Consider the following 26,467-nt stretch of genomic DNA (forward strand, 5'->3'; position numbering starts at 1 on the left):
CGTGGGCGTCGTCGAAGAGCACGCGAGTGTCCTGAGCCAGGAGCAGTTCGAGGAGCTGGCTCGCCTCGGTGTGCGCGTGGACGAGGCGCTGCGGTTGGAACGGATCAACGGGAAAATCGGGGAGAAGGCCTTGCCGGACGGCGATCACGGGCGCATCATCCAGTGGCTGACACGCGTGTGCATTCAGGCCGACGCCGACTGGTGGCTGCACCCGGACCAAGGCCTGCGGGTGGAGACGTACCGCAAGGGCAACGCCCGCCCCGACGGCTGCCTCGCACCGAGCGATGCCTTCGTCGGCCAGGGCGAGTGGGCGGATGCCGGCGGAGTGCTCATGGTCGTCGAGGTCACGTCCCACGCCCACGACACCGGTCGCCGGGACCGCGTGGAGAAGCCGAAGGCGTACGCCGAGACCGGCATCCCGGTGTACCTGCTGATCGACCGGGACACCTGCGAGGTCAAGGTGCACTCGCAGCCCGACGGCGGGCGCTACGAGATGCTCCTGACGGTGCCGTTCGGAAAGACCGTCACCTTGCCGGACCCGGTGGGCATCGACCTGGACACCGAGCCGCTGAAGGGCTGGGCGCACTGACGCACCGTAACGGCGAGGGGCCCGGACCGACCGGTCCGGGCCCCTCGTGACGTCGTCTGCGCCCTACTCGGCGGCCCCGAACCGCTCCCGGTACGCCTCCAGGTCGTCCTCCGTGATCTTCGCGAAGAGCACCGGCGGGACGGTGAACGCCGTACCGGCCGGAACCGAGGCCAGCGCGCGGGCCTCCTCGGCCGTGACCCAGGCCGCCGTGTCGCCGTCCAGCGCGAACGCGCCCCGCATCGCCTTCGCGGCCCCCGGGATGAACGGCTCCGAGACGATCGCGTACAGGTGGATCAGGTTCATCGCCGTACGCAGCGTCAGCGCCGCCGCCTCCTGGTCGGTCTTGATCTCCAGCCAGGGGGCCTTCTCCTCCAGGTAGGAGTTGCCCGCGCTCCACAGCGCGCGCAGCGCCGCCGCCGCCTTGCGGAACTGGAGGGCCTCCATGTGGCCCTCGTACTCCGCCAGCAGCTCGGCGATCTGCTCGCCCAGCTTCGCCTCGGCCTCCCCGGCCGCCGCGCCCGCCGGCACCTCGTCACCGAAGCGCTTGCGGGAGAAGGACAGCACGCGGTTGACGAAGTTGCCGAGCGTGTCCGCCAGGTCCTTGTTCACCGAGGACGCGAACAGCTCCCAGGTGAAGGACGTGTCGTCGGACTCCGGCGCGTTGGCGATCAAAAAGTAGCGCCAGTAGTCGGCGGGCAGCAGCTCCAGCGCCGCGTCGGTGAAGATGCCGCGCCGCTGCGAGGTGGAGAACTTGCCGCCGTAGTACGTCAGCCAGTTGAAGGCCTTCAGGAAGTCGACCTTCTTCCAGGGCTCACGGGTGCCCAGCTCGGTGGCCGGGAACATCACCGAGTGGAACGGGACGTTGTCCTTGGCCATGAACTCCGTGTAGCGCACGTCGTCGGCCTCGTACCACCACGACTTCCAGTCGCGGGCGGCCGGGTCGGCGTCCGCCCACTCCTTGGTCGAGGCGATGTACTCGATCGGCGCGTCGAACCAGACGTAGAAGACCTTGCCCTCGGCGGCCAGGTCCGGCCACACGTCGGCCGGCACCGGCACGCCCCAGTCCAGGTCACGGGTGATCGCGCGGTCGTGCAGGCCCTCGGTCAGCCACTTGCGCGCGATGGACGACGCCAGCGTCGGCCAGTCCTCGCTGCTGTCGTCGATCCAGCGCTCGACCTCGCCCTGGAGCTTGGACTGGAGCAGGAAGAGGTGCTTGGTCTCGCGCACCTCCAGGTCGCTGCTGCCGCTGATCGCCGAGCGCGCGTCGATCAGGTCGGTCGGGTCCAGGACGCGGGTGCAGTTCTCGCACTGGTCGCCGCGGGCCTTGTCGTAGCCGCAGTGCGGGCACGTACCGACGATGTAGCGGTCCGGCAGGAAGCGGTCGTCGGCGATCGAGAAGACCTGGCGGATGGCCCGCTCCTCGATGAAGCCGTTCTCGTGCAGCTTGCGCGCGAAGTGCTGGGTCAGCTCCACGTTCTGCTGCGACGAGCTGCGCCCGAAGTGGTCGAAGCGGAGGTGGAAGCCGTCGTAGATGGCCTTCTGCGCGTCGTGCTGCTCGCCGCAGTACGCGTCGACCGACTGGCCGGCGTCCTTCGCGGCCAGCTCGGCGGGCGTGCCGTGCTCGTCCGTCGCGCAGATGTAGAGCACGTCGTGCCCGCGCTGCCGCAGATAGCGGGCGTACACGTCGGCCGGGAGCATGGACCCCACCATGTTGCCCAGGTGCTTGATCCCGTTGATGTACGGAAGGGCGCTGGTGATGAGGTGTCGAGCCATTGCCGGCTGCTCCCAAGTCGCTACGGAAAGTGAGGTTTTGTTCTACGGAACGTCAATATCGTATCGGACCGCCACGGGGCCACCGCGCCCGGTTTTCCGCGTCCCGCACGTCCCTTGATCGTCCCGGGCCGTGGTCACGGCTTGCGTGCGACGAGCAGCCCCCAGCTCGGGCTCCCGCCGGGGCGGCGGACCGCTCCCGGCACCGGCACCAGCTCCACCGCGAACCCGGCCGCGCGCAGATCGGCCCGTACGGCCCCCAGCGACGAAGTCCGGTAGTACATGACGAACGGCGGGCGCCACAGCAGGTTCCGTACACGCATCACTGCGTCGAAACCGAGCAGCGTCCAGTACAGCGCGGAGCGCGGGTGCGGGGGCGCGGCGACCGGGAACGCGAAGATCCCGCCCGGCCGCAGGGCCCGGTGCACACCGGCGAAGACCGCGGCGCGCTCGGCGGGCAGGAAGTGGCCGAGGGCGCCGAAGGTGACGGCGAGGTCGAAGGCGGCGGCGAAGGGCAGGGCGCGGGCGTCGGCGCGTACGTACGTGACGGCGGGGCCGGTGCCCGGGCGCCCCTCCGCGGCCTGGCGCGCCGCCGCGAGCATCCCGGCGCTGAAGTCCACCCCGACGGCCCGCTCCCGGCACAGCGACCGCAGTACGCCCGTGCCCGCCCCGGTGCCGCAGCAGACGTCGAGCCCCGCCTCGAACAACCCCTCCGAGGGGCCTCGGCCACGCAACGCCTCAGCCGTCGCGTCGAGAATCCGGTCCGGGGTGCGGAACGGCGTGTGATCGAACTTCGGGGCCAGCAGGTCGTAGCCGCGCTCCACGGAGGAGAGCGCCTGCACGGCCAGCTCGCGGAGCGAGGGGCCCTGGGGAGTGAACACGGGGCCAGGGTACTGAGCGGTGGGCCGGGCCGCGCTACTACGAGCCCCTGACCCTTCCTCCCCGCAAAACCCCAGCCCTCCCCTCCCCCTCTACGGAACCGCAGCCCCGTCCCCCTTCCCCTCCCCGTGCTTCGGCGCCTTCCCGTTCACCAGGACGCCCGCGACCACGGCCGCCAGCAGCATGATTCCCGCGCCCCAGCCGATCGCCACCGTGAACCCGTGCACGACGCCGTCCTTCACGACGCCCTCCCGCATCGCGGGCGTGAGGCGCCCGCCCGCCTCCCGCGCCGCGCTCGCCAGGTGGCTCCCGATGTACGTCGCGCTCGCCGACGTCGCGATCGTGTTCAGCAACGCCGTACCGATCGAGCCGCCGATCTGCTGGGCCGTGTTCACGGTCGCCGACGTGACACCCGAATCCTGCGGCGCCACGCCCGCCGTCGCCGTGGCCATCACCGGCATGAAGATCAGCCCCATCCCGAGACCGACCAGGATCTCGGACGGCAGCACATGCGATACGTACGCGGGCTCGGCGGTCAGCGTCGTCAGCCAGGCCAGACCGGCTGCCGCCAGGACGGCACCCGGAACCATCAGCACCCGCGGCGGCAAATGGTGCAGCAGCCGCGCCGATATCTGCGTCGACCCGACGATGATCGCCGCCGTGATCGGCAAAAACGCCATGCCGGTCTTGACCGGCGAATAACCCAGCACCACCTGGAGGTAGTACGTCATGAACAGGAACATCCCGAACATGGCGATGACCGCCAGACCCATCGTCATGAACGCCCCCGCACGATTCCGGTTCCGCACGATGTGCAACGGAAGCAACGGATACCGGGCCCGGCTCTGCCACCACGCGAAAACCACCAACAGAACCGCCCCACCCACCAGCAGCCCGAGAACCAGCCCGTCTCCCCACCCCCGCGGCTGCGCCTCACTACACCCATAAACAATGGCGACGAGTCCGCCACACCCCAACACCACGCCCGGCACATCCAGCCGAGCCGCTCCGCCATGCCCCCGCCGATCGTGCAAGAACACCCAAGCGCCGACGATGGCTATCACCGCTATCGGCACATTCACATACAGACACCACCGCCAGTCCAGGTATTCGGTCAGCAGCCCACCCGCTATCAGCCCGATAGCCGACCCGCCACCCGCGATGGCGCCATAAATCCCGAACGCCTTCCCCCGTTCCTTCCCGTCCGTGAACGTAGTCGTCAGCAACGACAACGCGGCCGGCGCGAGCAGGGCCCCGAACGCCCCCTGCAAGGCCCGGGCCCCGAACAACATCCCCTGCCCGGTAGCCGCACCACCCAACGCCGAAGCAACCGCAAACCCCACCAGCCCCGTAACGAACGCCCGCTTCCGCCCGACCAGATCGGCAATCCGCCCACCCAACAGCAACAACCCACCGAACGCGAGCGTGTAAGCAGTGATCACCCACTGCCGATTCGCATCCGACATGTGCAGCTCCCGCTGCGCAGACGGCAAGGCAATATTCACAATCGTCGCGTCCAGCACAACCATCAACTGCGCCAACGCGATAACAACAAGCCCCCACCACCGCCGGGGATCAGGCTGCCGCGCCGTCTCGACCTGCTCATACGCCCGGCCCTGAGTCATGAGGCCCCGCCTCCGCCACTGAACGCTCCAGCAGCCACCCACCACCACGAGCAGCCGCAGCGTCCGTCCAGCGTAGGCGCAGGAGGGAGGCTGCGCTCGTCGGGAGTGCCTGGGCCACGGACCACCGGCTGCTGTCCGCGCCCGAGTTCATAGGCGTTTTACTGAAGTTTTCCGTGTCCGCTGTTCGGTTGCCCCGTCTTGTTCAGAGGCAGTGTGATTTGGTGATCTGTGGGGTCGGCCTTCACTATGATGCCGATTTCATGAAGGTTGGCCATATTTTTTTTACGTGTAGCGACAGACTGAAAGTCGCCCAGGGGTAGTCCAGTAAATAAGGGTGTTGGGTGATTTTGCCAGAAACGCCTTGCTGTATACGCGGACACCGTCGGGTGTTCCCTCGGGCGGGATTTCGACGTGTGCGGAGATGCCGACGGCGAGCCCACCCGTCTGCGCCCTTTGCTGATATCTGTACGCATCGATCGTACTGGCCTTCGCTGGGATCATGAAACTCAGTGACTAGTGCCTGCTTCCGCCCAACCGGATCAACAATCCGCCCGCCCATGTCAATAACCCGCCGAACATGAGCATTTATGCTGTGATGACCCACTGTCGGTTGGCGTCCGACACGTGCGCCTCCCACTGCGCAGAAGGCGGCGCGGTCTTTACCATCGTCGCCTCCAATGCTGGACGGTCAAGGGTCACCCAGCCGTGCGACCAGCCGCAGCATCCGTCCGGCGTAGGCTTCGATTCCTGTTCCCACCTTTCGGCGGGGCTGCTCCTGCTTCCAGTTGCGCATGCATCACTCCCGGATTCACTACCTGTCCATTTCTTGTATTGATGCCGCATCCAAGGAGTGGGGGGGGGCAGGGGTGGGAGAAGCGCGAGCACTCGCGTGCTGGATCTTGAGTCGTTGGCAGTTTTTAGGCCTAAAGTGATTCAATCATCGATTTCTCGGTTCGGTAGCATTCGATGGCCCAAAGCTCGCCATCCATAAGGCTTTCCCAGAACCCCGGATCGCCCCAGGGTTCGGGGCAAAGTGAAAGTGACCCGCTGGCCGAAGTGAAGGCTCTCCAGGTCGATGGGAGATTTCGTGCCGTCACACTGAAAAGACGTGAATCGAAAAGGCCTGGAAGCTCACCCGGCATACTTTCGATGCGAAAGTAATTACCCCTGTCTGTCTGGCTGTAAATTTCGAGTACCAGGTATTCATTGCCGACCCTGAGTGATTCGGCTCCTTGGCTGACTCTGGCGTCCTGGCTGGATGTACCTTCGAAGCGCACCTTCATTACGCTTTCACCCTCCAAACTTGATCTTGTAATCGTAGAGGTATATTTCGCCTGTCACGGCATTGTGATAAAAGTGAATCTCGAACGGCCCTTGAGGACTGCTGTAGCGTGGCGAAGTGTACTTGGCCCAATCGGCTAGATCGCCTCTGCCGCGCAGAACGCCTCCCACGCCATTTTCTCCGACCAGGAACCTGTTCTTGAGATTGTCGCCCTTGATGATGATACGCGATTTCTTGATGGCTTCTTCGGTCAACAACCCATCTTCGCGGAAGGGGGAGTTGGCCGACTCATGGCTCAGCTTGTCTGCCAGTCGCTGCCCGTCCAGTGAGCCGGAATGAACTCTTCCAAACTCGTCCTTTCCTGCCTTTCCCAGCTCATTGAGGGACGGTCGCTGTTCGCAGGGGCTGAGCCCAGTTGGGTCTGTGAGTCCGTGCGGGTTACTTACGTATGCGGCAGGGTTGGGCGCAGGGGACAGGCCAAGTGGGTCTGATGAAAGATAGCGAGCTGTAGCCGGATCGTAGTGGCGTCGGAAATTATAGTGAAGCTGGGTCTCGGAGTCGAAATATTGCCCGGGAAACCGCAGTGGTGTATAGGCCGTCGCGTCCGCGTTCCAAGTGGTGGTGCCCCAGAGGGTGGGGCGGGCCTGCCAGGCGACTTCCCCAGACGTGGAGAACAACTCCGTCGGAGTCCCCACCAAGTCCGTGACGATGTTGAAGAAGCGTTCGTCGATTACCTGTTGAGGGGCGGAGGACAGGTTGTCGGTGGTGAGTTTGCGTTCGGTTTGGGTTAGGGGGGTTAGGCCTTGGTGGTCCCAGGTGAGGGTTAGGGATTGGGGGGAGTTGGGGGTTGTGGTGGATTGTTCGGTGAGGGTGGGGCCGTCCCAGGTGAAGTGGGTGGATTCGACGGGGGTGGTGCCGTCGGGGGAGAGACGGTGTTTGGCGGTGCGGCGGCCCAACGGGTCGTAGGTGTAGCGCCAGGGGGTGCCGTCGGGGGTGGTGACGGCGGTGAGGCGGTCTTCCGCGTTCCAGGTGTAGTGCCAGGTGGCGGGCTTGCGGGAGAGGCGGGTTTTCTGGCGGAGGGTGACGCGGCCGAGGGCGTCGTGTTCGTAGCGGATGGCGCCGGCGCGGTTGATGCGGGTGCCGGTGTAGGTGCGGGGGCCCTGGGCGGAGGCGCCGGCGTGTTCGGCGGGCCAGGTGGCGTGGGTCTGGTTGCCGGATGCGTCGTAGGCGTAGGTCTCCGACCAGTCGGCGGCGTTGACGGCGGTGACGCGGCCCGCGCGGTCGAGGTCGAAGGTGCGGTGGCCCCGGGCGGAGTCGTCGATGCCGGTGAGGTTGCCGTCGGGGCGGTAGGTGTAGGACCGCTGGTGGATCACTCCTGCATCGCGTGTGGTGAGGGACTGGGAGGCCAGCCGGCCCGTGGGGTCCCAGGACTGGGTCAGGGTGAGGGCGTCGGAGAGGTGGCGGGCGGTTTCGCGGCCGGCGGCGTCGTGGTCGAAGGCGAGGGGGTGGCCGGAGGCCGACATGTGGGTGCGGTTGCCGGCGGCGTCGTAGGTGTAGGTGGTGGTGGCGCCGGTGGGCGTGGTGCGGGAGGTGCGGCGGCCGAGGGCGTCGTAGGTGAGGGTGAGGGTGCGGCCGTTGACGGATTCGGCGGTGACGCGGCCGAGGGGGTCGCGGGTGTAGGTGATGGTCGCGTCGGGGTTGGCGGTGCGGAGGAGGCGGCCGGCCGTGTCGTACTCGTAGGTGGTGACGAGGCCTGCGGCGTTCTTCTCGGTGAGGTTGCCGAGGGCGTCGTGGGTGTAGGTGGTGACCTGGCCCAGCGCGTCGGTGCGGGTGGTCAGTTGGCCCGCCGCGTCGTGGGTGTAGGCCAGGACCCGGTCGTCGAAGTCGGTTTCGGAGGACAGGCGGCCCGCTGGATCGTAGGTGTACTTCCAGGTCAGGCCCTGGGGATTGGTGACCTGGGTGAGACGCAGCTCGGTGTCGTGGGTGAAGGTGTGGCGGGTGCCGTCCGGGTCGGTGCGGGCGGCGAGCAGGTCGAAGTGGGTGTATTCGAAGCGGGTGGTCCGGCCGATGGCGTCGGTGTGGGAGGTGCGGTTGCCCTCGCCGTCGTACGTCCAGTGTTCGGCGGCGCCGGTCGGGTCGATCCGGGTGGCGAGGTGTCCTTCGACGGTCCAGACGAGGTGGGTGGTCTCGCCCAGGGGGTCGGTGACGGAGGTGATGCGGCCGAACGCGTCGCGCCGGTAGTGGGTGCGGGCGCCGAGCGGGTCGGTGGTGGAGAGGGGCAGGCCCGCTTCGTCGCAGTAGAGGTGGGTGGTGTTGCCGAGGGCGTCGGTGACGGAGGAGAGGTGGCCTCGGCTGTCGTACGCGTAGTGCGTGGTGGCGCCGGCGGGGTCCGTGGAGGAGGTGCGGTTCCCGCTGAGGTCGTAGGTGTGGGACCAGGTCGCGCCGTCCGGGCCGGTGGTGGTCAGGGGCAGGCCGCGGTCGTTGTACCTGGAGGTGGTGCGGCTGCCGTCGGGGAGGGTGATCTCCGTGGGGCGGCCGTCGTCGTCGTACGTGAAGCGGGTGGTGCGGCCCAGCGGGTCGGTCACGGACAGCACGCGGTGCTCGGCATCGCGCACCGTGCGGGTCGTGGCACCGGTCGGGTCGGTCGTGGCGACGATCTGGTGACGGTCGTTGACCAGGTGGCGGGTCACCTGGCCGTGCGAGTCGTGGTGCAGGTTGGTGCGCAGGCCCGTCTCGGGGTCGGGGTCGCCCCAGCTGAAGTGGGCGCGCAGGTGGCCTTCCGTGCCGCTCTGCCAGATGCAGCGGTTCTGGTCGTCGTAGGCGTAGCTGTACGAGCTGTTGTTGGTGTCCGTCCAGGAGGTGATCCGGTCCGCGGTGTCGTAGGTGAAGCGGAGCGGTAGGCCGGTGGAGTTGATGACTGTGGTGAGGTTGCCGGACTCGTCGTAGCCGTACCGGCGGATGAGCTGGTCGCCGCCGTCGGGGGCCGCTCCCGCCAGGTGGAGGGCGGTGATGCGGCCCGCTTCGGTGGTGAGGAGGAGGCGGTAGCCCGCGCTGTGGGTGATGGCGGTGGGCGTGCCGGTTTCGTCGTAGTCGAAGGTGTGGCGGTTGCCGCGGCGGTCGGATATCTCGTCGAGGACGGCGGTGTCGTCGGTGTACGGGGTGAAGTACCAGCGTGTGCCGCCGACCGGGTCGGTGAGGACATAGTCGCCGTCCGGGGTGCGCTCCAGCGGGTGGCCCTCGCCCTCGACGGGCAGGGTGGGGACACCGACGGCCGGGTGCGGGTAGGCGAGGAGGTTGCCTTCCTCGCCGATGAGGACGACGCCCTCGGCGTCGATCTCCAGGCGCTGGTCGACGGTGCTCATCCACGTGGGCCCGAACCAGCGGCCGGTCCGGTAGGACGACTCGAAGGTGCGGGAGAAGGTGAGCGGGAAGCTGCCGGGCAGGGTGATGTCGGTCTGCGGCAGGATCATGCGGCCGGTGGCCATGTCGATCGGGTCGCTGCCGAAGACCTTGCACCAGGCGCGGCGGGCGCGGTCGCGCAAGGTGGTCTTCCCGCCCTCTTTGAGGGCGGAACGGGCGGTGTCTTTGGCGGCGCCCTTCGCACCGGCCTTCATGATCCCTTTGGCCAGGCCGCCTGCTCCCTTGGCACCCACGAGGTTGACGATCAGCGAACCGGCCGCGTCCGCCGGGTCGCTGCCCCAGCCCGTGCCCAGCAGGGCCTTGGGCAGCCGCTCGGGGTGGGCCACCGTGGTGCTGAGTCCCATGAGCGTCGTGCTGACGTTGGACAGGTACTGCCAGGGGTGGGTGATGTTGTAGGGGTCGTACGGGTTGACCGTACGGACCAGCTTCACCGTTTCGGACGCGGCCCTGAGCGCGCCGCCCGCCAGGTGCGTCAGCTGGATGCCACCTGATATCGCCCCGTCCGAGAGGTTGGAGAGGGCCCGGTCGGTGAACTTGGGCTCCTTCGGAGCGTGGGCCAGTGCCTGGCTGATGGCGTGCTGGGCGCGCTCCGCGGCCTCGTCGCGCTGGTGGCGGGCGTTCTTGAGCAGTTCTTCGGCGGCCTTGCGCCCCTCCGCGCCCGGGTCGGTGAAAGCGCCCGGCTTCTGGGGTTTCCGGCCCGGGTCGGCGTTGTTCTCCAGGGCGGAGTTGTACGCGTCCACCTTGGAGTTGTACGAGTCGACCTGGGCCTGGTACGCCGCCACGGCCTTCTTGGTGGCGTTCTGCGCGGCCTTGTACTTGTCGATGGCCGTCTGGGCCTTGCCCTGCGCCCAGGAGACCGTTTCCCCGTACGCGTGCAGTGCCTTGCCCGCCGCCTCGCAGGCGTCCGCCGCCTGCATCCACTGCTTCGGGTGGGCGTTGAACTCCTCGTGGAAGCTGTCTGCCGCTTTGCCTTCCCAGCCGCCCGAATCCAGCTTGCGCAGGCCCTGACCGACCCGTTCGAAGGCGGCGGAGAAGTCCTTCAGGTGCGAGGCCGACTCGTTGATCGCGCCGGCGTCGCCGTGGATCAGGTCCTTGGGGTCGTCGGACTCGCCCAGATTCCGCTCGTCGACGTGGGCCCCGAGGTTGTCGGCGATGTCCTCGCCCGCGGAGCGGACCGTGTCGGCCGCCCCGTCCGCACCGATCGAGTCCAGTGCGTCGGCGGTCTTGTCGGTGACGAACTCGACCCCTTCACCGACTTTCTCCTTGGCGCCGTCGATGATGTCGTCGGCCTTGTCGGCCGCGGCATTGACGATGTCCTTCGCGCCGCTGAAAACGTCTCCCAGGCCCATCAGCCCTCACCCCCGTCGTCTGGCGCGTCCGCGGGCTTGCCCTTGCCGATGCCCATGGCCTTCATGGCGAGGTTGTGATCGGCGTCGCCCGCCCACTTGGACGTGGACCAGTCCTCCTTCGTCTGGGCCAAGGTCTGGAGCGTCCTTGCCCTGGCCTCCTTCGAAGCGGCCGAGGTCGGGTCGTAGTCGGCATCCCTGATCTGGGTGATCGGGTTGTCGGCGAGGACTTGGCCCCAGGTCTTGTCCTTGAGCTGTTCCGCGGTCAGCGTCGGGTCGCCCAAGGCGGCATTGGCCGCGACCTTGAACTGACCCGAAACGTACTGTTCCTGCTCGTGGTAGAGGCCGGCCGACAGGTCGAGGCGGCGGGCGAAGGAGTTCGCTTCGTGCACGAGGGCGCGGACTCCCCAGGTCCAGCGCTCGCAGAAGGACTCGAAAGTCGATGCCAGTTCGGCATGTCCGGCTTCCATTCCGGTCAGCTGGATCTTCTCGAAGCCGTGGCCGAGTTGCGCCTGGCTGTCGAAACCCAGCTCTTTCAGCTCCGAGATGGTGTCGTTGATGCCTTTGCTGACTTGCTGCAGCGCACCCTGATCGAGTTTGTAGCCGTTCCCCGCGCTCAATTCCGCTCACCTCCCGGAAGGGCGGCGGCGCCGGAATCACGGGTCGGGACTTCGCCGTCCTGGTCGGTGCGGACGGCTGCGGAGTCCGGCACGATGCCCGGGGCCGGCGGGAACAGCATGCCCTGCTCACTGCCCGCGTCCAGGGCGACTCCGGCCGGGCCCTCTATGGCGGGTATGACGACGTCGAGCAGGCGGGCGCCGAGAGCGGAGACGTAGGGCCATTCCGTATCCGGCGCGCTTCCTCTGGCCAGCGCGAACCGGCTGAGGGCCGCCTCGTCCGTGAATGCGTACAGCCAGCGGATACCGCCCATTTCGGCGGACATGAGCCCGTCGTCGGGCACGGGCACCAAGACGCTCGTGCGGCGGAATTCCCCTACAAGCGCGGCCGGGTCCCCTTCGTACGCGTGCATACGGGAAATCTCGTCGATCAATGGCACAGCTGCTCCCCCACCCCCGTGTGGTCAATGCCGTAACACTCTTACATATGGCACTGACAATGGGCCTGAGACCCAAGAGAAACGGTTGTTCAGGGGTGTGATTCGGCGATAAGGATGTCCGGAATGCGCCGACGGCCGCAGCGGGCCTGGGGGCCCGGCCGCGGCCGGTGGGGAACTGGGGGGGTGGGGGCGGGGTCAGGCGGGGAGGATGCCGGCGGCGCGGGCTTCGGTGAGCCAGGCGGGGAACTCGACCATGAGCTGCTGGTAGAGGTCGGCGTCGGCGAGGGACCGGGGGTCGCGGCCGGCGTGGAAGAAGCCCGCGTTGTCGACCACGCGCTTCTCCGGTACGGCCAGGTCGTCCAGCTTGCGCAGGAAGTCGAAGCCCTTGGCGTCCGGGTCGCCGAAGCCGACGAACTGCCAGAAGATGGGCAGCTTCGCGGCCTCGCAGAGGGCCTTCTCGGCGGCCGGCTTCGAGGTCGGGGCGCCGTCGGTCTGGAAGATGACGAAGGCGGGGTCGGTCGCGCCGGACTTCTCGTAGTGCTCGATGACGGCGTTGATGGCCCAGTGGTAGTTGGTACGCCCCATGTGGCCGAGGCCCGCGTGCAACTCCTCGATGCGGCCCTCGTAGTTGGCCAGGTCGATGTCCGCGGTGCCGTCGACGTCGGTGGAGAAGAAGACCACCGGGACGGTGCCGTCGTCGTCGAGGTTGGCGGAGAGGCCGAGGGCCTGTTCGGCGAGGTGCTGGACCGTGCCGTCCTTGTAGTAGTTGCGCATCGAGCCGGAGCGGTCGAGTACGAGGTAGACGGCCGCGCGCTGGGTCGCCAGCCCCTGCTTTTCCAGGGAGACCCGGGCCGCCTTGTAGAGGCTGACGAGGGCGGGGGCCTGGGCTTCCACCTTGGTGAGGGAGGTGGGGGTGGAGGCGTGGGCGTTCTCGGAGGTGGGCTCCGGGGAGGAGGCCGATTCGGTGGCGGGGTCCGGGGTGGGCTCGGGGGTGGCCGTGGCCTCCGGCTCCGCGTCGGGTTCTGCTGCGGGGGCGGGTTCGGGTGCCGCGTTGGTCTTCGGCTCGAATTCGGGCGCCGTGTTGGGCTCGGGCTCCGGTTCGGCCGCCGTCTTGTTCGCCGGTTCCGTCGTCGTCTCGGCCTTCGCCTTGTCCTCCGCCTTCGTTTCTGTCTCCGCCTTCGCCTCGTCCTTGGCCTCCGCCTCGCTCGGCGCCTCCGCCGTAACCGCAGCCGCCGTTTCCTTCTCCCCCGTGCGGGGTTCCGGCGTCTGGGGTGTCTTCGGGTTGTCGAACGCCTGGGAGACGAGGTCGGAGGCCGAGTCCTTGGCGGGGCCCGAGGCGGGCTCCTTGGCGGGGTCCGGAGTGGTGGCCTGGGTGGGGACGGAAGCGGGCGGGGGGCCGGTGGGGGCCGTGCGGGCGGTGGGGACGGCGGGGTCGCGGGGGGCGGCGGGCTCCGGGGTGGCCTCTTCGCGGGCCTCCGGGATCGTTGCCGTCTCCGGCGTCCGAGTGCCGCTCGCCGCCTCGTTCGATTCCTCGCGGGCCGCCTTGGAGCGACCGAAAGCGTTGCGCAGCAGACTCCGAATGCCCATCGGCGAACCTCTCTAGCGTGTGTGCGGTGCGGCGAATGTCCGAGAAGCGCGGACATGTCCCTGACCAGGCCGGACACGTAAGGGTAGCCGCCTGGCCCGGCCTCATCGTGGGACCCCGCGCGTCTCACGGCACGCCCCGTTTGGGTGTTTTGTTACTTGGCGTGATGTGGGGGAGGGGCGGGGGTGTTTGTCGGGTGGGGGTGTGTGGTGGGTGGGGGGCGTGTGGAGGAGAGCGTATGTGCGGCGGTCGGGCGTGCGAAGCGGTAGGGGGGAATTGGGTGGGGAACGAGCGGGCCGGGAGCCCTGAAGGCGGGACCCGGTAGAGCGGGCCGGGAGCCCTGGGGGCGGGAGCCGTAGCGCAGGACTGGGCCGGAAGTGCGGCGGATGTTTGTGCGGTGTGCGGGCGGGCGGACCTGGGCGGAGGCTGCGAAGGGGACGGCGCGGGGTGGTGCGGGTGTCCGTTCGTGCACGTCATGTGGTGACGGTGTGCCCGGTGGGTGGGTGAGGCGGCGGGTGTACGGAGGGCAGGCGCCGGCGCCACCCGTGGCCGGCGCGGTGACCATAGGCCCGGCCACCCGTTGACCCTGGCGGCGGTCCAGGAGAACCAGACAACCCTCGTACGGGTGACGGGAGATGTGGGCGCATGGGGCTGACCAGCCAGTCGCTCGAAATCGCGGTGGCCACGCTGGCCGTGGCCTGTGTGGTCCTCACGGTGTGGCAGTGGCCGCGGCTGTCCCGGCGCGGTGTCCTCACCGTACTGGGCCGGCTCGGGACCGTCCTCGTCACGCAGGTGGCCGTGCTGTGTTCGCTCGCCCTGGCCGTGAACTCCAGCTTCGAGTTCTACAGCAGTTGGGACGAGCTGCTGGGCAACACCGACGAGGCGCCGGTGGCGGTGAACAAGGGGGGCCGTCCGCAGTACGCCGACGCGGGCAGTCTGCGGGGCGGGCTGGTCCAGCCGGCGGGGCCGCAGGGGCTGGACCGGGTGACCGGGCTGCCGAAGGGGGCGCCCCGGGAGGTCGGCAAGGTGGAGTCCGTACGGATCGTCGGGCGCCGTACCCGTGTCATCAACCCGGCCTTCGTCTACCTGCCGCCGCAGTACTTCCAGCACCAGTACCGCCGCCAGCGCTTCCCCGTGTCCGTCGTCATCAGCGGCTATCCGGGCGGCATCATGAACCTCGCCCAGCACCTCCAGATCCCGCAGACCGCGGGCCGGCTGATCGAGCAGGGCCGGATGCAGCCGACCGTCCTGGTGATGGTCCGGCCGACGATCGCGCCGCCGCGGGACACCGAGTGCGTGGACGTGCCGGGCGGGCCGCAGGCCGAGACGTTCTTCTCGCGGGATCTTCCGGAGGCCGTCAAGGCCGCGTACCGGGTCGGCCACGACCCCAGCGCCTGGGGCGCGTTCGGCTACTCCTCCGGGGGGACGTGTTCGCTGCTGCTGGCCCTGCGCAACCCCGGCGTCTACACGTCCGCCGTATCGCTCTCGGGCGACTACGCGGTCAAGGACGACCTGACGACGGGGAGCCTGTTCGGCAGCGGCGCCGCGGCGGAGCGGCGCAAGCGTGCGCACGATCTGCTGTGGCGCCTGAAGAACCTGCCGGTGCCGCAGGTCTCGGCGCTGGTGGCCAGCAGCCGTCTCGGCGAGCCGAACTACGCCGACACCCTGCGGTTCATCCAGGCCGCGCAGCCCCCGATGACCGTCGACTCGATCATCCTGCCGCGCGGCAGCCATCAGTTCTCGACGTGGCGGCGGGAGGTGGCGCCGGCCCTGGAGTGGCAGGGCCGCCAGCTGACGTTCCCGCAGGACGTGGAGGCCGCGCACGCACGGCCGAAGCGGCCGGGGGCGGGGGCGACGCCCGCACCGTCACCGTCCCCGTGATCCTCGCCGTCCCCCGTAGCCCTCACCGTCCCCGTAGCCCCGCATCACATCCGTAACCCTCACCGGCCCCGTAAACCCGCACCGCCCCCGTAACCCTCACCAGTCCGCCCCCTTCCCCCTCACCCATCCGCCCCACCCGGCAAGACACCCACCCCTCGCCGCGGTGGACTTCTACAGTGACCGCCGCCCCGGCTGCAGCCCCCGCCCCTCCGGCCACAGCGACCGCCCCTCCGGACGACTGCCTGGCCCGCAACGACTGGATCTGTGGCGACTACCTCGCCACCCGCCGCCACACCCTCCTCGATGCGGCCCTCCAGCACCTGCACCTCACCGTGGTCTCCGTGCTGCTCGGCCTGGTGATCGCGCTGCCCCTGGCGCTGCTGGCGCGCCGGTGGCGGTGGGCGGTGGGGCCGGTGCTGGGCCTGACCACCGTGCTCTACACGATTCCGTCGCTGGCGATGTTCTCGCTGCTGCTGCCGCTGTACGGGCTCTCCGCCACGCTCGTCATCGTGGGGCTGGCCCTGTACTCGCTGACCCTCCTCGTACGGAACATCCTGGCGGGCCTGGCGGGCGTACCTGCCGAGGCGAAGGAAGCGGCCCGCGGCATGGGGTACGGGCCGCTGCGGCAGCTGCTGGCCGTCGAACTGCCGCTGGCGGTGCCCGCCGCGATGGCCGGGCTGCGCATCGCCACCGTCTCGGCCGTCGCGCTGACCACGATCGGCGCGATCGTCGGGCACGGCGGACTGGGCAACCTGATCTACGCGGGGATGAACTCGTTCTTCAAGGCGCAGGTGCTGACCGCGTCCGTCCTGTGTGTGGTGATCGCCGTCGCATTCGACCTGCTGCTGCTAGGCGTGGAGCGGCTGCTGACCCCGTGGCGGCGCGTATGAGTACGCTCGGGAACGTCTGGGACTGGCTGAGTACGGACGCCAACTGGGCCGGTGAGAACGGCGTCTGGCACCGCCTCCTGGAACACCTGCTGCTGACCGTCGGCTGTCTGCTCGCCAGTTGCCTGATCGCGCTGCCGGTTGCCGTCACGCTCGGGCACCTGGGCCGCGGCGGGGCGCTCGCGGTCAACCTCGCCAACGTCGGCCGCGCCGTGCCGACGTTCGCGGTCCTGGTGCTGCTCCTGCTCACGCCGCTCGGCCGGCACGGGGACTGGCCGACGTTCATCGCACTGGTGCTGTTCGCGCTGCCGCCGCTGCTGACCAACGCGTACGTCGGGATGCGGGCGGTGGACCGGGCCGTGGTGGAGGCGGCGCGCGGGATGGGGATGTCCGGCGGGCAGCTGGTGTGGCGGGTGGAGGTGCCGCTGGCGCTGCCGCTGGTGCTGACCGGGGTGCGGATCGCCGCGGTGCAGCTGGTCGCCACGGCGACGCTGGCCGCGCTGGTCGGTGGCGGCGGGCTGGGCCGGATCATCACCGCGGGCTTCAATCTGGCCAGCACGCCGCAGGTGGTCGCGGGCGCGGTGATCGTGGCGGTGTTCGCGCTGGTGCTGGAGGCGCTGTTCGAGGTGGCCGAGCGGCTGGGCCCGGCCTGGGCACGGGGGCGGGCGCGGTGAGCGGGCGCCCCGGCACCCCCGCCGCGCTCCGTCGTACGCGCCGGAGCGCCGGCCCCGCGGCACTGGTGCCCCTGTCGGTCCCGCGGGCCCAGGTGCCACTGCTGGCCCTGGTGGCACTGGTGGCACTGGTGGCACTGGTCCTCACCGCCTGCGCCACCGGCCCTTCCCTGGAGAACCGCGGCCGGGTCACCGACCCGCCCGGCGACAGCCGCCACCTGTCGGTCGGCTCGGCCGGCTTCACCGAGAGCGAGCTGCTGGCCCAGATGTACGCGGTGCTGCTCCGCAAGGCCGGGTACGAGACCGACATCCTGACCGTCGGCAACCGGGAGCTGTACGAACCGTCCCTGGAGAGCGGCCAGATCGACGTCGTACCCGAATACGCGGCGACCTTCGCCGACTGGCTGAACGCCAAGACCAAGGGGGCGGACGCCGACCCGGTCGCGTCACCGGACCTGGACACGACCATGAAGGTGCTGCGGAGCCTGGCCACGCCGCGCGGCCTGACGGTGCTGCCGCCGGGCCGGGCCGTCGACCAGAACGCGTTCGCCGTGGCCGCCTCGTACGCCCGGCAGCACGGTCTGAAGACCCTCAGCGACCTGGGGCGCGCCAGGCTGCCGGTGCGGCTGGCGGCGGGTGACGAGTGCGTGCGGCGGCCGTTCTGCGCGCCCGGGCTGAAGCGTACGTACGGAATCGACATCACGGCCGTCGACCCGAAGGGGGTGGGCACCACGCCCGCCAAGCAGGCCGTGCAGAACGGGCAGGACCAGATGGTGCTGACGACCAGCACGGACGCGACGGTCGAGCAGTTCGGGCTGGTCTTCCTCGAAGACGACAAGAAGCTCCAGAACGCGGACTACGTCGTCCCGGTGGTCAACCGGGCCCGCGCGGGCAGCGCCCGGGTCGCCGCCGCCCTGGGCAAGCTCAACACCGTACTGACGACGGAGGACCTGGCGGACCTGAACCAGCGGGTGGACAGCTGGCGGCGGCTCCCGGAGGACGTGGCGCGGGATTATCTGCGGAAGAAGGGTCTGCTGTAGGCGGGGAGCGGGGGCTGCTGTGGGCGGGGCGCCCGTCCGCTCGGCCCCCTGCCGGCCCGGTGACCCGGCAGCCCGGCGGCCCCGGCGCGGTCAGTCCGTGGGTACCGAATCCACCTCCGTCTCCTCCCGCGGCACCCCCTGTTCGTCCGCCCCGATCGTGCGCCGTAGTGCCTCGTGCAGCTTGGCCGGGGTCAGGACGCCCAGGAAGCGGGTGCCGTCCACCACCGCGATCCAGCCTGCGTCGTACTTGAGCATCTCGCTGAAGGCGTCTTTCAGGGAGCCGCTCACCGGGACCCACGCCTCCATCCGGCGCGCCTGGGACGAAACGTTTCCGGGCGCGCCCGACATCTCCTCCGTGCCCACCCAGCCGTGCAGCCCGCCTTCCTCGTCCAGGACGACGGCCCAGCGCGCGCCCTCCGCGCGCAGCCGTTCCGCCGCCCGGGCGGCCGGTTCGCCGAGGCGGGCGAAGGGCGGGTGTTCCAGGTCGCCGGGGTCGATGCCGGTGACCATGAGCTGTTTCAGCGCCCGGTCGCTGCCGACGAACTCGGCGACGTACGGGGAGGCGGGCGCGCCCAGCACGCTCGCCGGAGTGTCGTACTGCTCGATCCGGCCCTGCCCGAAAACCGCGATCCGGTCACCCAGCCGGATCGCCTCCTCGATGTCGTGGGTGACCAGCAGCACCGTCTTGTGCAGCGATGCCTGGAGCCGCAGGAACTCCTTCTGGAGCCGGTCGCGGACGACCGGGTCCACCGCGCCGAACGGCTCGTCCATCAGCAGGACGGGCGGATCGGCGGCCAGCGCGCGGGCCACCCCGACGCGCTGCCGCTCGCCGCCGGACAGCTGGTCCGGGTAGCGCGGCCCGTGTACGGCGGGGTCCAGGCCCACCAGTTCCAGGAGTTCGGCGGCGCGGGCGCGGGCCCGGCCCTTCTTCCAGCCGGTCAGGAAGGGCACGGTGGCGGTGTTGTCCAGGACGGTGCGGTGCGGGAAGAGGCCGGTCTGCTGGATGACGTAGCCGATGCGGCGGCGCAGGCGTACGGGGTCGGCCGTCGCGATGTCCCGGCCCTCGACGAAGATGCGGCCACCGGTCGGGTCGATGAGCCGGTTGACCATCTTCATGGTGGTCGTCTTGCCGCAGCCGGACGGCCCGACGAGCGTCACCAGCTCGCCCTCGGCCACCTCCAAGGAGAGTCCGTCCACGGCGGTGGTGCCGTCCGGGTAGCGCTTGGTGACGGATTCGAACCGGATCATTGGACCATTGAAGCCCGCGGTCCCGGAGCGGTCGCTTTATACGGGCAAACGGGCCCGTCCTCCGGGCCGTCGTCCAAGCCGCTACTCCTTCAGGTCCTCCAGCCGCTCCCGTGCAGCCCGTACCGACCGTCCGCGCCACGACAGCCCCGACCAGGGATCGGGTGCGGAAAGGCGGTCGGGGATGGTGGCCACCGTCCACCGCCGGGCGGTCAGCTCCGGGTCGTCCAGTTCGTCGCGGGAGATCGGGGTCGCCACCGGCGCGCCCGGCTTGGCCCGAACGGAATACGGCGCCACCGCGGTCTGCGCGTACGCGTTGCGCTGGACGTCCAGGTAGACGCGGCCCTTGCGCTCGGCCTTGCGCTGTTCGGTGGTGAGCCGGTCCGGGTGGCGCCGGGCGAGCCGTTCGGCGGCCAGGTGCGCGAATTCGCGTACCGCGTCGAAGCCGGAGCCGCCGTCCAGCGGGGCGATGACGTGCAGGCCGCGCGAGCCGGTCGTCATCAGGCGGGCGGGCAGCTTCAGGTCGTCCCACAGTTCGCAGACCCGGTGGGCGGCCCACCGTACGTCCTCGAAGTCCGCGCCCTCGGCCGGGTCGAGGTCGAAGATCAGCAGGTCGGGGTGGTCGGGGCGGTGTTCGCGGGAGAGCCAGCGGTGGACGGTGACGCTGGCCTGGTCCGCGAGGTAGACGAGGGTCGCGGCGTCGTCGCAGACGACATGGGTGACCTCGCCGCCCTCCTTGGACTGCACCGAACGCCGTACCCATTCGGGGAAGTATTCGGGGGCGTTCTTCTGCATCAGGGGCCTGCCGTCGATGCCGTCCGGGTGCCGCTCCATCATCAGCGGACGGTCGCGCAGATGGGGGACCGCGCGCCGGGCGACCGCCTTGTAGTGGTCGGCCAGGTCGCCTTTGGTGATCCCGTCGTCCGGGAAGAGGACCTTGTCGGGCCGGCTGACCGTGACCGTGCGCCGCCCCGCCTTGATGGTGCGTGCGTCGTCCGCGCCGCCGCTCTTGCCGCTCATATCGAGGACGGGTAACCGGCCGCGCCGCGCGGCAAACGCGGGGGCGTGCGGGCGCCGCGCGGCACCGGTCCGGCGGGACCCGGAAGAGCTCTCGGCGGGGACCGGACGGGTTTTCGGCGGGGCCGTACGAGTTGCTTCCGGGGCACCGGCCCCCGTCCTGCCGGATACGCCCGGTTCGCGTGCTTACGATCCTGGGGGCTGTCGTCACCTGGCGTCGTTTCACCCCGAGGCGGGCCGCGACAGGCGCCACGTTGACGGCGGCTCTTGCCCTGCCATCGGTCGGGAGGGTGGATCGCACGGGTGGAAGGGAACGCGACGATGAAGGCCGTAGCAGTCACCGCATTCGGCGAACAGCCCCGGCTCCTGGACCTGCCGGAGCCGCAGCCCGGGCCGGGCGAGGTCCTGGTACGGATGTCCGCCGCCGGGGTCAACCCGGTCGACTGGAAGATCGCCGACGGCCTGTTCAAGGACACCGCGCCGCACTCCTTCCCGCTCGTGCTGGGCTCGGACGGCGCGGGCGAGGTGGTCGCCGTCGGCACCGGGGTGCGCCGTCTGTCGCCGGGGGACGCGGTGTTCGGCCAGTTCCAGCGGCCGGAGCGGGGCGGCGGCTCGTACGCGGAGTACGCGGTGGCCGACGAGCGGGCGGTGGCCGGCGCGGCCCGTTCCGTCACGTACGCGACCTCCGCCGCCGTGCCCACGGCCGGTACGACCGCGTACAACCTCGTGGAGGAGACCCGGATCGGCGAGGGCAAGCGCGTCCTGATCGTCGGCGGCACCGGCGGGGTCGGCATCTTCGCCACCCAGCTCGCGGCCGGCCGGGGCGCGGAGGTGATCGCCACCGCCCGGGACGGCCTGGCCGACCTGCTGCACGGCCTCGGCGCCGCGGAGACGGTGGACCACACGCTGGGCCCGGTGGCCGATCAGGTGCTGGCGGCCCACCCGGACGGTGTGGACGTGCTGCTCGACCTGGTCAACGGCCCGGACGCGTTCGGCGAGACGACCCGGACGGTACGGGACGGGGGAACGGCCGTCTCCACCGTCGGGGCCGCCGACGCGGACGTACTGACCGAGCACAATCTGCGCGGTTTCAACTTCTCCAACCGGCCCTCGCCGCAGCTGCTGGAGATCCTCGCCGGGCAGCTCGACGCAGGCCGGCTGACCGTGATCGTCGGCAGCGAGGTCACCCTGGAGGAGGCGCCGGAGGCGCTGGAGGCCAGCCGTACGGGGCACACGCAGGGGAAGACGGTGATCAGCTTCTGAGCGAGGCCGGGCCTCCCTCCGGCCCGGCGCCCCTCAGTGATCGTGCGGGCCCGGCCGGTGGACCGGCCCGTGGGTGTCCTCGCAGTGCGGCGGGACGAGCGCCGTGTCGTCCGGCCCGGCCGCTATGTGCAGCACCTCGCCGGGCAGCGGCTGCTCGCCCACGTGGTCGACCTGGAGGGTGGCGTGGGTGATGCCGTACTTCAGGCGCAGCAGTTCGTGGAGGTTGCGGCGTACGGCGTGGCAGTCGCCGCCCGGGGCCACCAGGATGTGCGCGGACAGGGCCGGTTCACCGGAGGTGATCTCCCAGATGTGCAGGTCGTGGACCTCCACCACCTGGTCGGCCTCGACCAGGTGATCGCCCAGCGCGTCCGGGTCCACCCCGTTCGGCGCGGCCTCCATGAAGATCCGCCCGGACTCGCGGACCAGGCCGATGCCGGCCCGCAGCATCAGGACGACCACGACGAGCGAGGCGATGGCGTCGGCCCGCGCGAAGCCGGTGACCATCACCACCGCGCCGGCGACGGCGGTGGCGATGAAGCCGAACAGGTCGGTCAGGATGTGCTGGTAGGCGCCCTCGACGTTCAGGCTGCTGCGGTTGGCCCGGGAGATGCACCAGGCGGCCACGATGTTGACGACGACCCCGGCGAGCGCGGTGATCAGCACCAGACCGCCGGTGACCTCGGGCGGTGCCAGGAGGCGGGCGATGGCCTCGTACCCGAGCCAGAGGGACAGCACGAGCAGCGTGATGCCGTTGGCCTGCGCGGACAGGATCTCGGCGCGCTTGAGTCCGTACGTGTAGCCGCCGCGCGCGGGCCGGGCGGCCAGCCGCATCGCGACCAGGGCCAGCACGATCGAGGCGGCGTCGGTGAGCATGTGGGCGGCGTCGGAGATCAGCGCCAGGGAGCGCGCCAGGAAGCCGATCACCACCTCCACGGCCATGAACGCGGTGATCAGCACCAGCGCGGCCCGCAGCCAGCGCCGGTCGGCGTCCGGCGACAGGGCGTGGGAGTGCGAGTGCCCGTGTCCATGCCCGTGCCCGTGGCCGTGTGCGGTGGGCGGGGGTCCGGTGGAGGAGGTGGTGTCGGCGTGGGCGTGCTCGGTCATGGGCGCGCTCCCTTCCCTGGGGCGTCCGAAAGGACGTGCGCAAGGAAGCAAACCGCACTTCGCCGCTAGATCCAAAGGCTGCACCGGTGACCGTTGTCATTACCGTCGAACGGCGCATTGTTGCTGGTCAGGGAGGCGTACCAACAGATGGGTGGCGGCCGCGGATCGCGCGGCCGCCACCCATCGAACGATCACTGAGCCATGCGCGGCTACGTCGGTATGCAGATGCGCGAGAGGGTGCCTATGGCGGTGGCCGTGGTGCTGTGCGGAGCCGCAGATGCATTCAAGATCAAGACGGTGGCGGCGCTGACGAGAGCTATGGTGGCGATGCGCCATACTACAAGTTTGGACAATTTATGTGGTCCTCGTGCGTAGATCAGACGTATCTGGCGCGCAGATTGGACCACGCTTGTAAGGAAAGTGACAACCTTGCTGGTGGTGGTCACTTGGCGCGCGAAGTGACTAGCGAGGTTGTCGATTCGTGACGCTTCCTGCTTGGAGCTGCTGCGCAATACGATCAGCCGCACATGTGTCCAAACCAACGAATAATTCGAACGCCTGTTGCCAAAGCGCCTGCGCCTCCTCCCGGCGCCCCTCGCGCAGCCGAACGCCCGCGAGTGCGTCGCTCGCGCGGGCCTCCTCCTCCGGGAACTGGATCCGGCGGGCCAGTGCGATGGCCGCGCACAGGCTCTCCGCAGCGGCTGCCGACCGCCCCTGTGCGGCCTCCGCGATGCCGAGGCAGCGCAGCGCGTGCGCCTCCTCCTGGGCGGCGCCGATGCTTCGTGCGAGGTTCAGGGCCTGCCGGTGGTGCGTGGCGGCCTCGGCGAACTGGCCGAGGCTGTGGTGGGCGGTGCCCAGGCCGATCAGGGCATTACCCTCATTTTTTCGGTCCCCGAGCCGTCGGAAAGTGAACAGACACTCCCGGTACATGTCCATGCCGGACAGAATTTCGCCGCGATCGGCTGAGGCGGAGAGCAGGGCGGCCAGGTTGGCCTGGACCGTGGCCAGGTCGGAGAGGCTGCCGACGGACTCGGTGAGGGCGAGGGATTCCTCGTATTTCCGGCGGGCCAGCTCGATGGAGCCGACCTGTACGTGCAGGTCGCCCAGGTTATTGATGCACTTGGCCGCGTTCCGGGTGTCTCCGGCGCGCTGAAAGGTGTCGATGGCCTTCGTGAAGAAGTCCAAAGCTTCCTGATGCCTGCCCAAATGCAGCAGGGAAATCGCGAAGTTGTTTTCGCAGCGGGCTCGCGCCCAGGTGTTTCCCGAACGCATATGCACCGCCAGCGCTTGCCGGTACAGTCCCAGCGCCTCGTGATTCTGGCCGTGATTCCAGCGGAGAATGCCCAGCTTTCGCAGTGCGTCCGCTTCCGCGTCCGGGTCGTCCGTACGACGGGCCAGTTCCAGTGCGCGGCGGCCCGCGCTTTCCGCCTCGGGGTAGTGCCCGGTGTTTGTGCGGGTCGTGCTGAGGTCGAGCAGGGCCAGACACAGCGCGCGCGGTTCGCCCGCCTGCTCCCAGTGGTCGACGGCGTGCCGCTGCATACGGTCGGTGTCCACCCAGTGGCATTCGGAATCCAGGAACTCCGCCAGTACGTGGCTCATGACCGCGGCTTGGGCGGGAGCCCCGTGCGTGCGCGCGTACCGTTCCACGGTGAGGAGATTCGAGCGCTCCGTGATCAGCCAGTTCTTCGCCTCGTCCGCGTTTCGGAGCACGACCGCAGGAGGTGTGCTGCCGGTGACGAGGTGGCGGTCCGCAAGCCGGGAGCTCCGCGGGTACAGAAGGACATCGGCGGCGTCGGCAGAAGCCAGGTAGAAATCGATCAGGCGGCGCACGGCCAGGTCGCGGGTTTCTTCGTCGTCCTCGGAGTAGGCCAGCGCCCGTGCGTATTCGCCGAGCAGGTCGTGGAAGCGGTACCGGTCGGGGGCGGGTTCCTGCAACAAGTGGCAGTGCAGCAGGCTTTCGAGCAGTCGCTCGGTCTGTTCCCGCGGCAGCCCGACCAGCGCGGCTGCCGCGTGCGGGCCGAACTCGGCGCCCAGGTGGAGGGACAGGCGGCGGAACACCGACCGCTGGGTGCCGGTCAGGGTCTGGTACGACATCTCGAAGGCGCGGGCCACCTCCGAATACCCGTCATGGAGTTCCGCGAGACGGCCCGGACCCCGGGTGAGCCGTTCGCGGAGATGGGTGAGGGACCAGGCGGGGCGGGCGTTGAAGCGATTGGCGGCGATTTCGATCGCCAGGGGCAGATGCCCGCACAGATCCACGATCCGGGAAATGCCGGTTGCGTCCTGCGTCCGGTCATGTCCGGCGAAAGCGCGGAACAGAGCCACGGAATCCTCCGGCGGCAGGACGTCGAGGGCGAGCGACTGGGCACCGGGCAGGCCGGCCAGATGGCGGCGGCTGGTGATGATGATGAGCGAGGGGGACGGTCCGGGAAGCAGCGGACGCACCTGGTCGGTGTGCGCGGCATCATCCAGGATGATGACCGCCCTCTTGTGCGCCAGCAGGGTGCGCCACAGTGCCGTGCGTTCATCGAGTTCCGAAGGGATGGTGCCTGCCGGGACGCCCAGAAGGCGCAGCAGGGACGCCAGTGCGCTTGCCACGTTCAGCGGCTCCTGAATGCGGGCGTGCGCCCGGAGGTCGATGTAGAGCTGTCCGTCGGGGAAGTGCCGCCCCAGGGCGTTCGCCGCATTCACGGCCAATGCCGTCTTGCCCACCCCGGCCATGCCGGAAATGGCTTCCAGCGCCACGATGGACGGAGCGGAATCACAGTCCTTCCTGCGGACCGCGCCGGTGACGATGGCACGCAGCCGCCGCATTTCCGTATGGCGGCCGACGAGAGGGTTCTGCCGAGGCAGATTGTGCGGTGTGAGCGCAGTCCTGAACCCGTCGGGGGCGCGTCCTGGATTCCTAGGGAGTACGTCGCTTGGCGGGGTGCGCCGGAGAATGTGCTGATGGATGCACGTCAGCTCTTCACCCGGGTCGGAGCCCAGCTCCTGGCGCAGGCGGTGGCGTGCTTCCTGATAGGCCCGTAAGGCGTCGGCGGGCCGGCCGCATCCGTAGGACGCCAGCATGAAGTACCCCACGAGCGTTTCGTCTTCCGGGTACTGATCGACCAGAGAGGAGAGTACGTCGACCGCCTCGCCGAAACGGCCCAGGCGCAGTTGCATGGCCACCCGTGAAGTGGTCGCTTTGAGGCGCTGTTCGGTCAGAATCGTGCGCATGCGCTCGGACCACATTCCCGGCAAGCCTGCCAGAGGATCTCCCTGCCACAAACCGTCCGCCGCGTCGAGCAGTTGGACGGCACCCGCGTCGTCACCGCCGTCCGACAGCGACCTGGCGCGGGCGACGAGGCCCTGGAAGCGGTGCCAGTCGACGGACTCGGGCATGACGTCGAGGGCGTAGGTGTGGGCATGACGGGTGATCGCCGGAGCGCCCGGCCGCGCGGCTCCCGCGGCGGCCGTGCGCAGGGACCTGCGCAGGCGTGAGACGTAGGTGTGGACCGACTCCCGGGCCTTGCGCGGCGGTGAGCCGTCCCAGAGGCGGTCGACCAGGGTTTCCAGGGCCACCGGCCGGCCCGCCGACAGGGCTAGCGAGGCCAGCAGGCAGCGTTCCTTGTCGGAGCCGAGACGGAGCCGGTGCGTGCCCGCACCAAGGCAAATGGGGCCGAGGACGAAAATTTCCATCAGCGCCTCCCTCGTCGGCGCACACACCAGTTTTGTGAGCATGACACCGAGGGGTTCAAGAGGCCAGTGCGCACTACTGCGGGGTGGCCGGTTCGGGGCCCGTGCGCGGGCTGCCAGGTCTCCCG

Annotated in this window: 18 protein-coding genes; 6 read left to right on the forward strand and 12 right to left on the reverse strand. The window is 69.5% G+C overall.

Features of this window, described 5'->3' with window-relative positions; all coding sequences use genetic code 11:
- The first annotated feature begins 1 nt into the window (after position 1).
- Positions 2–589: a Uma2 family endonuclease gene (locus ACH4FX_RS08070; protein ID WP_398476427.1), complete on the forward strand. Its 588-nt coding sequence runs from the start codon at positions 2–4 to the stop codon at positions 587–589.
- A gap of 63 nt (positions 590–652) precedes the next feature.
- Here the strand turns inward: ACH4FX_RS08070 and metG are convergent, their stop codons facing one another.
- The 8 genes from metG to ACH4FX_RS08110 all read right to left on the reverse strand — a co-directional run bounded on the left by metG (position 653) and on the right by ACH4FX_RS08110 (position 13,555).
- Positions 653–2,362 (reverse strand): methionine--tRNA ligase, encoded by a 1,710-nt coding sequence (gene metG, locus ACH4FX_RS08075; protein ID WP_398476305.1) that lies wholly within the window; start codon positions 2,360–2,362, stop codon positions 653–655.
- Positions 2,363–2,496: 134 nt separating this feature from the next.
- On the reverse strand, positions 2,497–3,240 hold the full coding sequence (locus tag ACH4FX_RS08080; protein ID WP_398476307.1) for a class I SAM-dependent methyltransferase: 744 nt from the start codon (positions 3,238–3,240) through the stop codon (positions 2,497–2,499).
- Between the two features lie 90 nt (positions 3,241–3,330).
- Positions 3,331–4,863, reverse strand: coding sequence for an MFS transporter (locus ACH4FX_RS08085; protein WP_398476309.1), 1,533 nt, complete (start codon positions 4,861–4,863; stop codon positions 3,331–3,333).
- Between the two features lie 923 nt (positions 4,864–5,786).
- Entirely contained in the window at positions 5,787–6,146 is a 360-nt protein-coding gene (locus tag ACH4FX_RS08090) for a hypothetical protein (protein WP_398476311.1), read from the reverse strand.
- 7 nt (positions 6,147–6,153) lie between these two features.
- The gene (locus ACH4FX_RS08095) at positions 6,154–10,914 is read right to left on the reverse strand and encodes a putative T7SS-secreted protein (protein ID WP_398476313.1); all 4,761 of its coding nucleotides are present in this window, start codon (positions 10,912–10,914) and stop codon (positions 6,154–6,156) included.
- Entirely contained in the window at positions 10,914–11,531 is a 618-nt protein-coding gene (locus ACH4FX_RS08100; RefSeq protein ID WP_398476315.1) for a hypothetical protein, read from the reverse strand. Before ACH4FX_RS08100 ends, ACH4FX_RS08095 begins: the two co-directional genes overlap by 1 nt.
- The gene (locus ACH4FX_RS08105; RefSeq protein ID WP_398476316.1) at positions 11,528–11,968 is read right to left on the reverse strand and encodes an SseB family protein; all 441 of its coding nucleotides are present in this window, start codon (positions 11,966–11,968) and stop codon (positions 11,528–11,530) included. Before ACH4FX_RS08105 ends, ACH4FX_RS08100 begins: the two co-directional genes overlap by 4 nt.
- 195 nt (positions 11,969–12,163) lie before the next feature.
- Positions 12,164–13,555, reverse strand: a complete 1,392-nt coding sequence (locus tag ACH4FX_RS08110) for a VWA domain-containing protein (protein WP_398476318.1) — start codon at positions 13,553–13,555, stop codon at positions 12,164–12,166.
- A gap of 643 nt (positions 13,556–14,198) precedes the next feature.
- Between ACH4FX_RS08110 and ACH4FX_RS08115 the strand changes: the two genes are divergently transcribed.
- The 4 genes from ACH4FX_RS08115 (at position 14,199) to ACH4FX_RS08130 (ending at position 18,032) form a co-directional block, all read left to right on the forward strand.
- On the forward strand, positions 14,199–15,434 hold the full coding sequence (locus tag ACH4FX_RS08115; protein WP_398476320.1) for an alpha/beta hydrolase: 1,236 nt from the start codon (positions 14,199–14,201) through the stop codon (positions 15,432–15,434).
- A 176-nt stretch (positions 15,435–15,610) separates the two neighbouring features.
- The gene (locus ACH4FX_RS08120) at positions 15,611–16,324 is read left to right on the forward strand and encodes an ABC transporter permease (RefSeq protein WP_398476322.1); all 714 of its coding nucleotides are present in this window, start codon (positions 15,611–15,613) and stop codon (positions 16,322–16,324) included.
- Positions 16,321–16,995 (forward strand): ABC transporter permease, encoded by a 675-nt coding sequence (locus tag ACH4FX_RS08125; RefSeq protein ID WP_398476324.1) that lies wholly within the window; start codon positions 16,321–16,323, stop codon positions 16,993–16,995. Before ACH4FX_RS08120 ends, ACH4FX_RS08125 begins: the two co-directional genes overlap by 4 nt.
- Positions 16,996–17,093: 98 nt before the next feature.
- Positions 17,094–18,032 (forward strand): ABC transporter substrate-binding protein, encoded by a 939-nt coding sequence (locus ACH4FX_RS08130; protein ID WP_398476429.1) that lies wholly within the window; start codon positions 17,094–17,096, stop codon positions 18,030–18,032.
- 90 nt (positions 18,033–18,122) lie between these two features.
- Here ACH4FX_RS08130 and ACH4FX_RS08135 read toward each other — a convergent pair whose 3' ends face one another.
- Both ACH4FX_RS08135 and ligD read right to left on the reverse strand, forming a co-directional pair.
- Positions 18,123–19,280 (reverse strand): ABC transporter ATP-binding protein, encoded by a 1,158-nt coding sequence (locus ACH4FX_RS08135; protein ID WP_398476326.1) that lies wholly within the window; start codon positions 19,278–19,280, stop codon positions 18,123–18,125.
- Between the two features lie 81 nt (positions 19,281–19,361).
- A complete protein-coding gene (gene ligD, locus ACH4FX_RS08140; protein ID WP_398476328.1) occupies positions 19,362–20,297 on the reverse strand; it encodes a non-homologous end-joining DNA ligase in 936 nt (311 codons plus the stop codon).
- Between the two features lie 318 nt (positions 20,298–20,615).
- On the opposite strand from ligD, the gene ACH4FX_RS08145 reads away from it, so the two are divergent.
- A complete protein-coding gene (locus tag ACH4FX_RS08145) occupies positions 20,616–21,557 on the forward strand; it encodes an NADP-dependent oxidoreductase (protein ID WP_398476330.1) in 942 nt (313 codons plus the stop codon).
- A 33-nt stretch (positions 21,558–21,590) separates the two neighbouring features.
- Here the strand turns inward: ACH4FX_RS08145 and ACH4FX_RS08150 are convergent, their stop codons facing one another.
- Both ACH4FX_RS08150 and ACH4FX_RS08155 read right to left on the reverse strand, forming a co-directional pair.
- On the reverse strand, positions 21,591–22,661 hold the full coding sequence (locus tag ACH4FX_RS08150) for a cation diffusion facilitator family transporter (RefSeq protein ID WP_398476332.1): 1,071 nt from the start codon (positions 22,659–22,661) through the stop codon (positions 21,591–21,593).
- Positions 22,662–23,123: 462 nt separating this feature from the next.
- Entirely contained in the window at positions 23,124–26,342 is a 3,219-nt protein-coding gene (locus ACH4FX_RS08155; RefSeq protein WP_398476334.1) for an AfsR/SARP family transcriptional regulator, read from the reverse strand.
- Between the last annotated feature and the right edge of the window lie 125 nt (positions 26,343–26,467).

Origin of the sequence: Streptomyces sp. NPDC018019 (assembly GCF_044327805.1) — a bacterium.
In the GTDB taxonomy this organism is placed as follows: Bacteria; Actinomycetota; Actinomycetes; order Streptomycetales; family Streptomycetaceae; genus Streptomyces.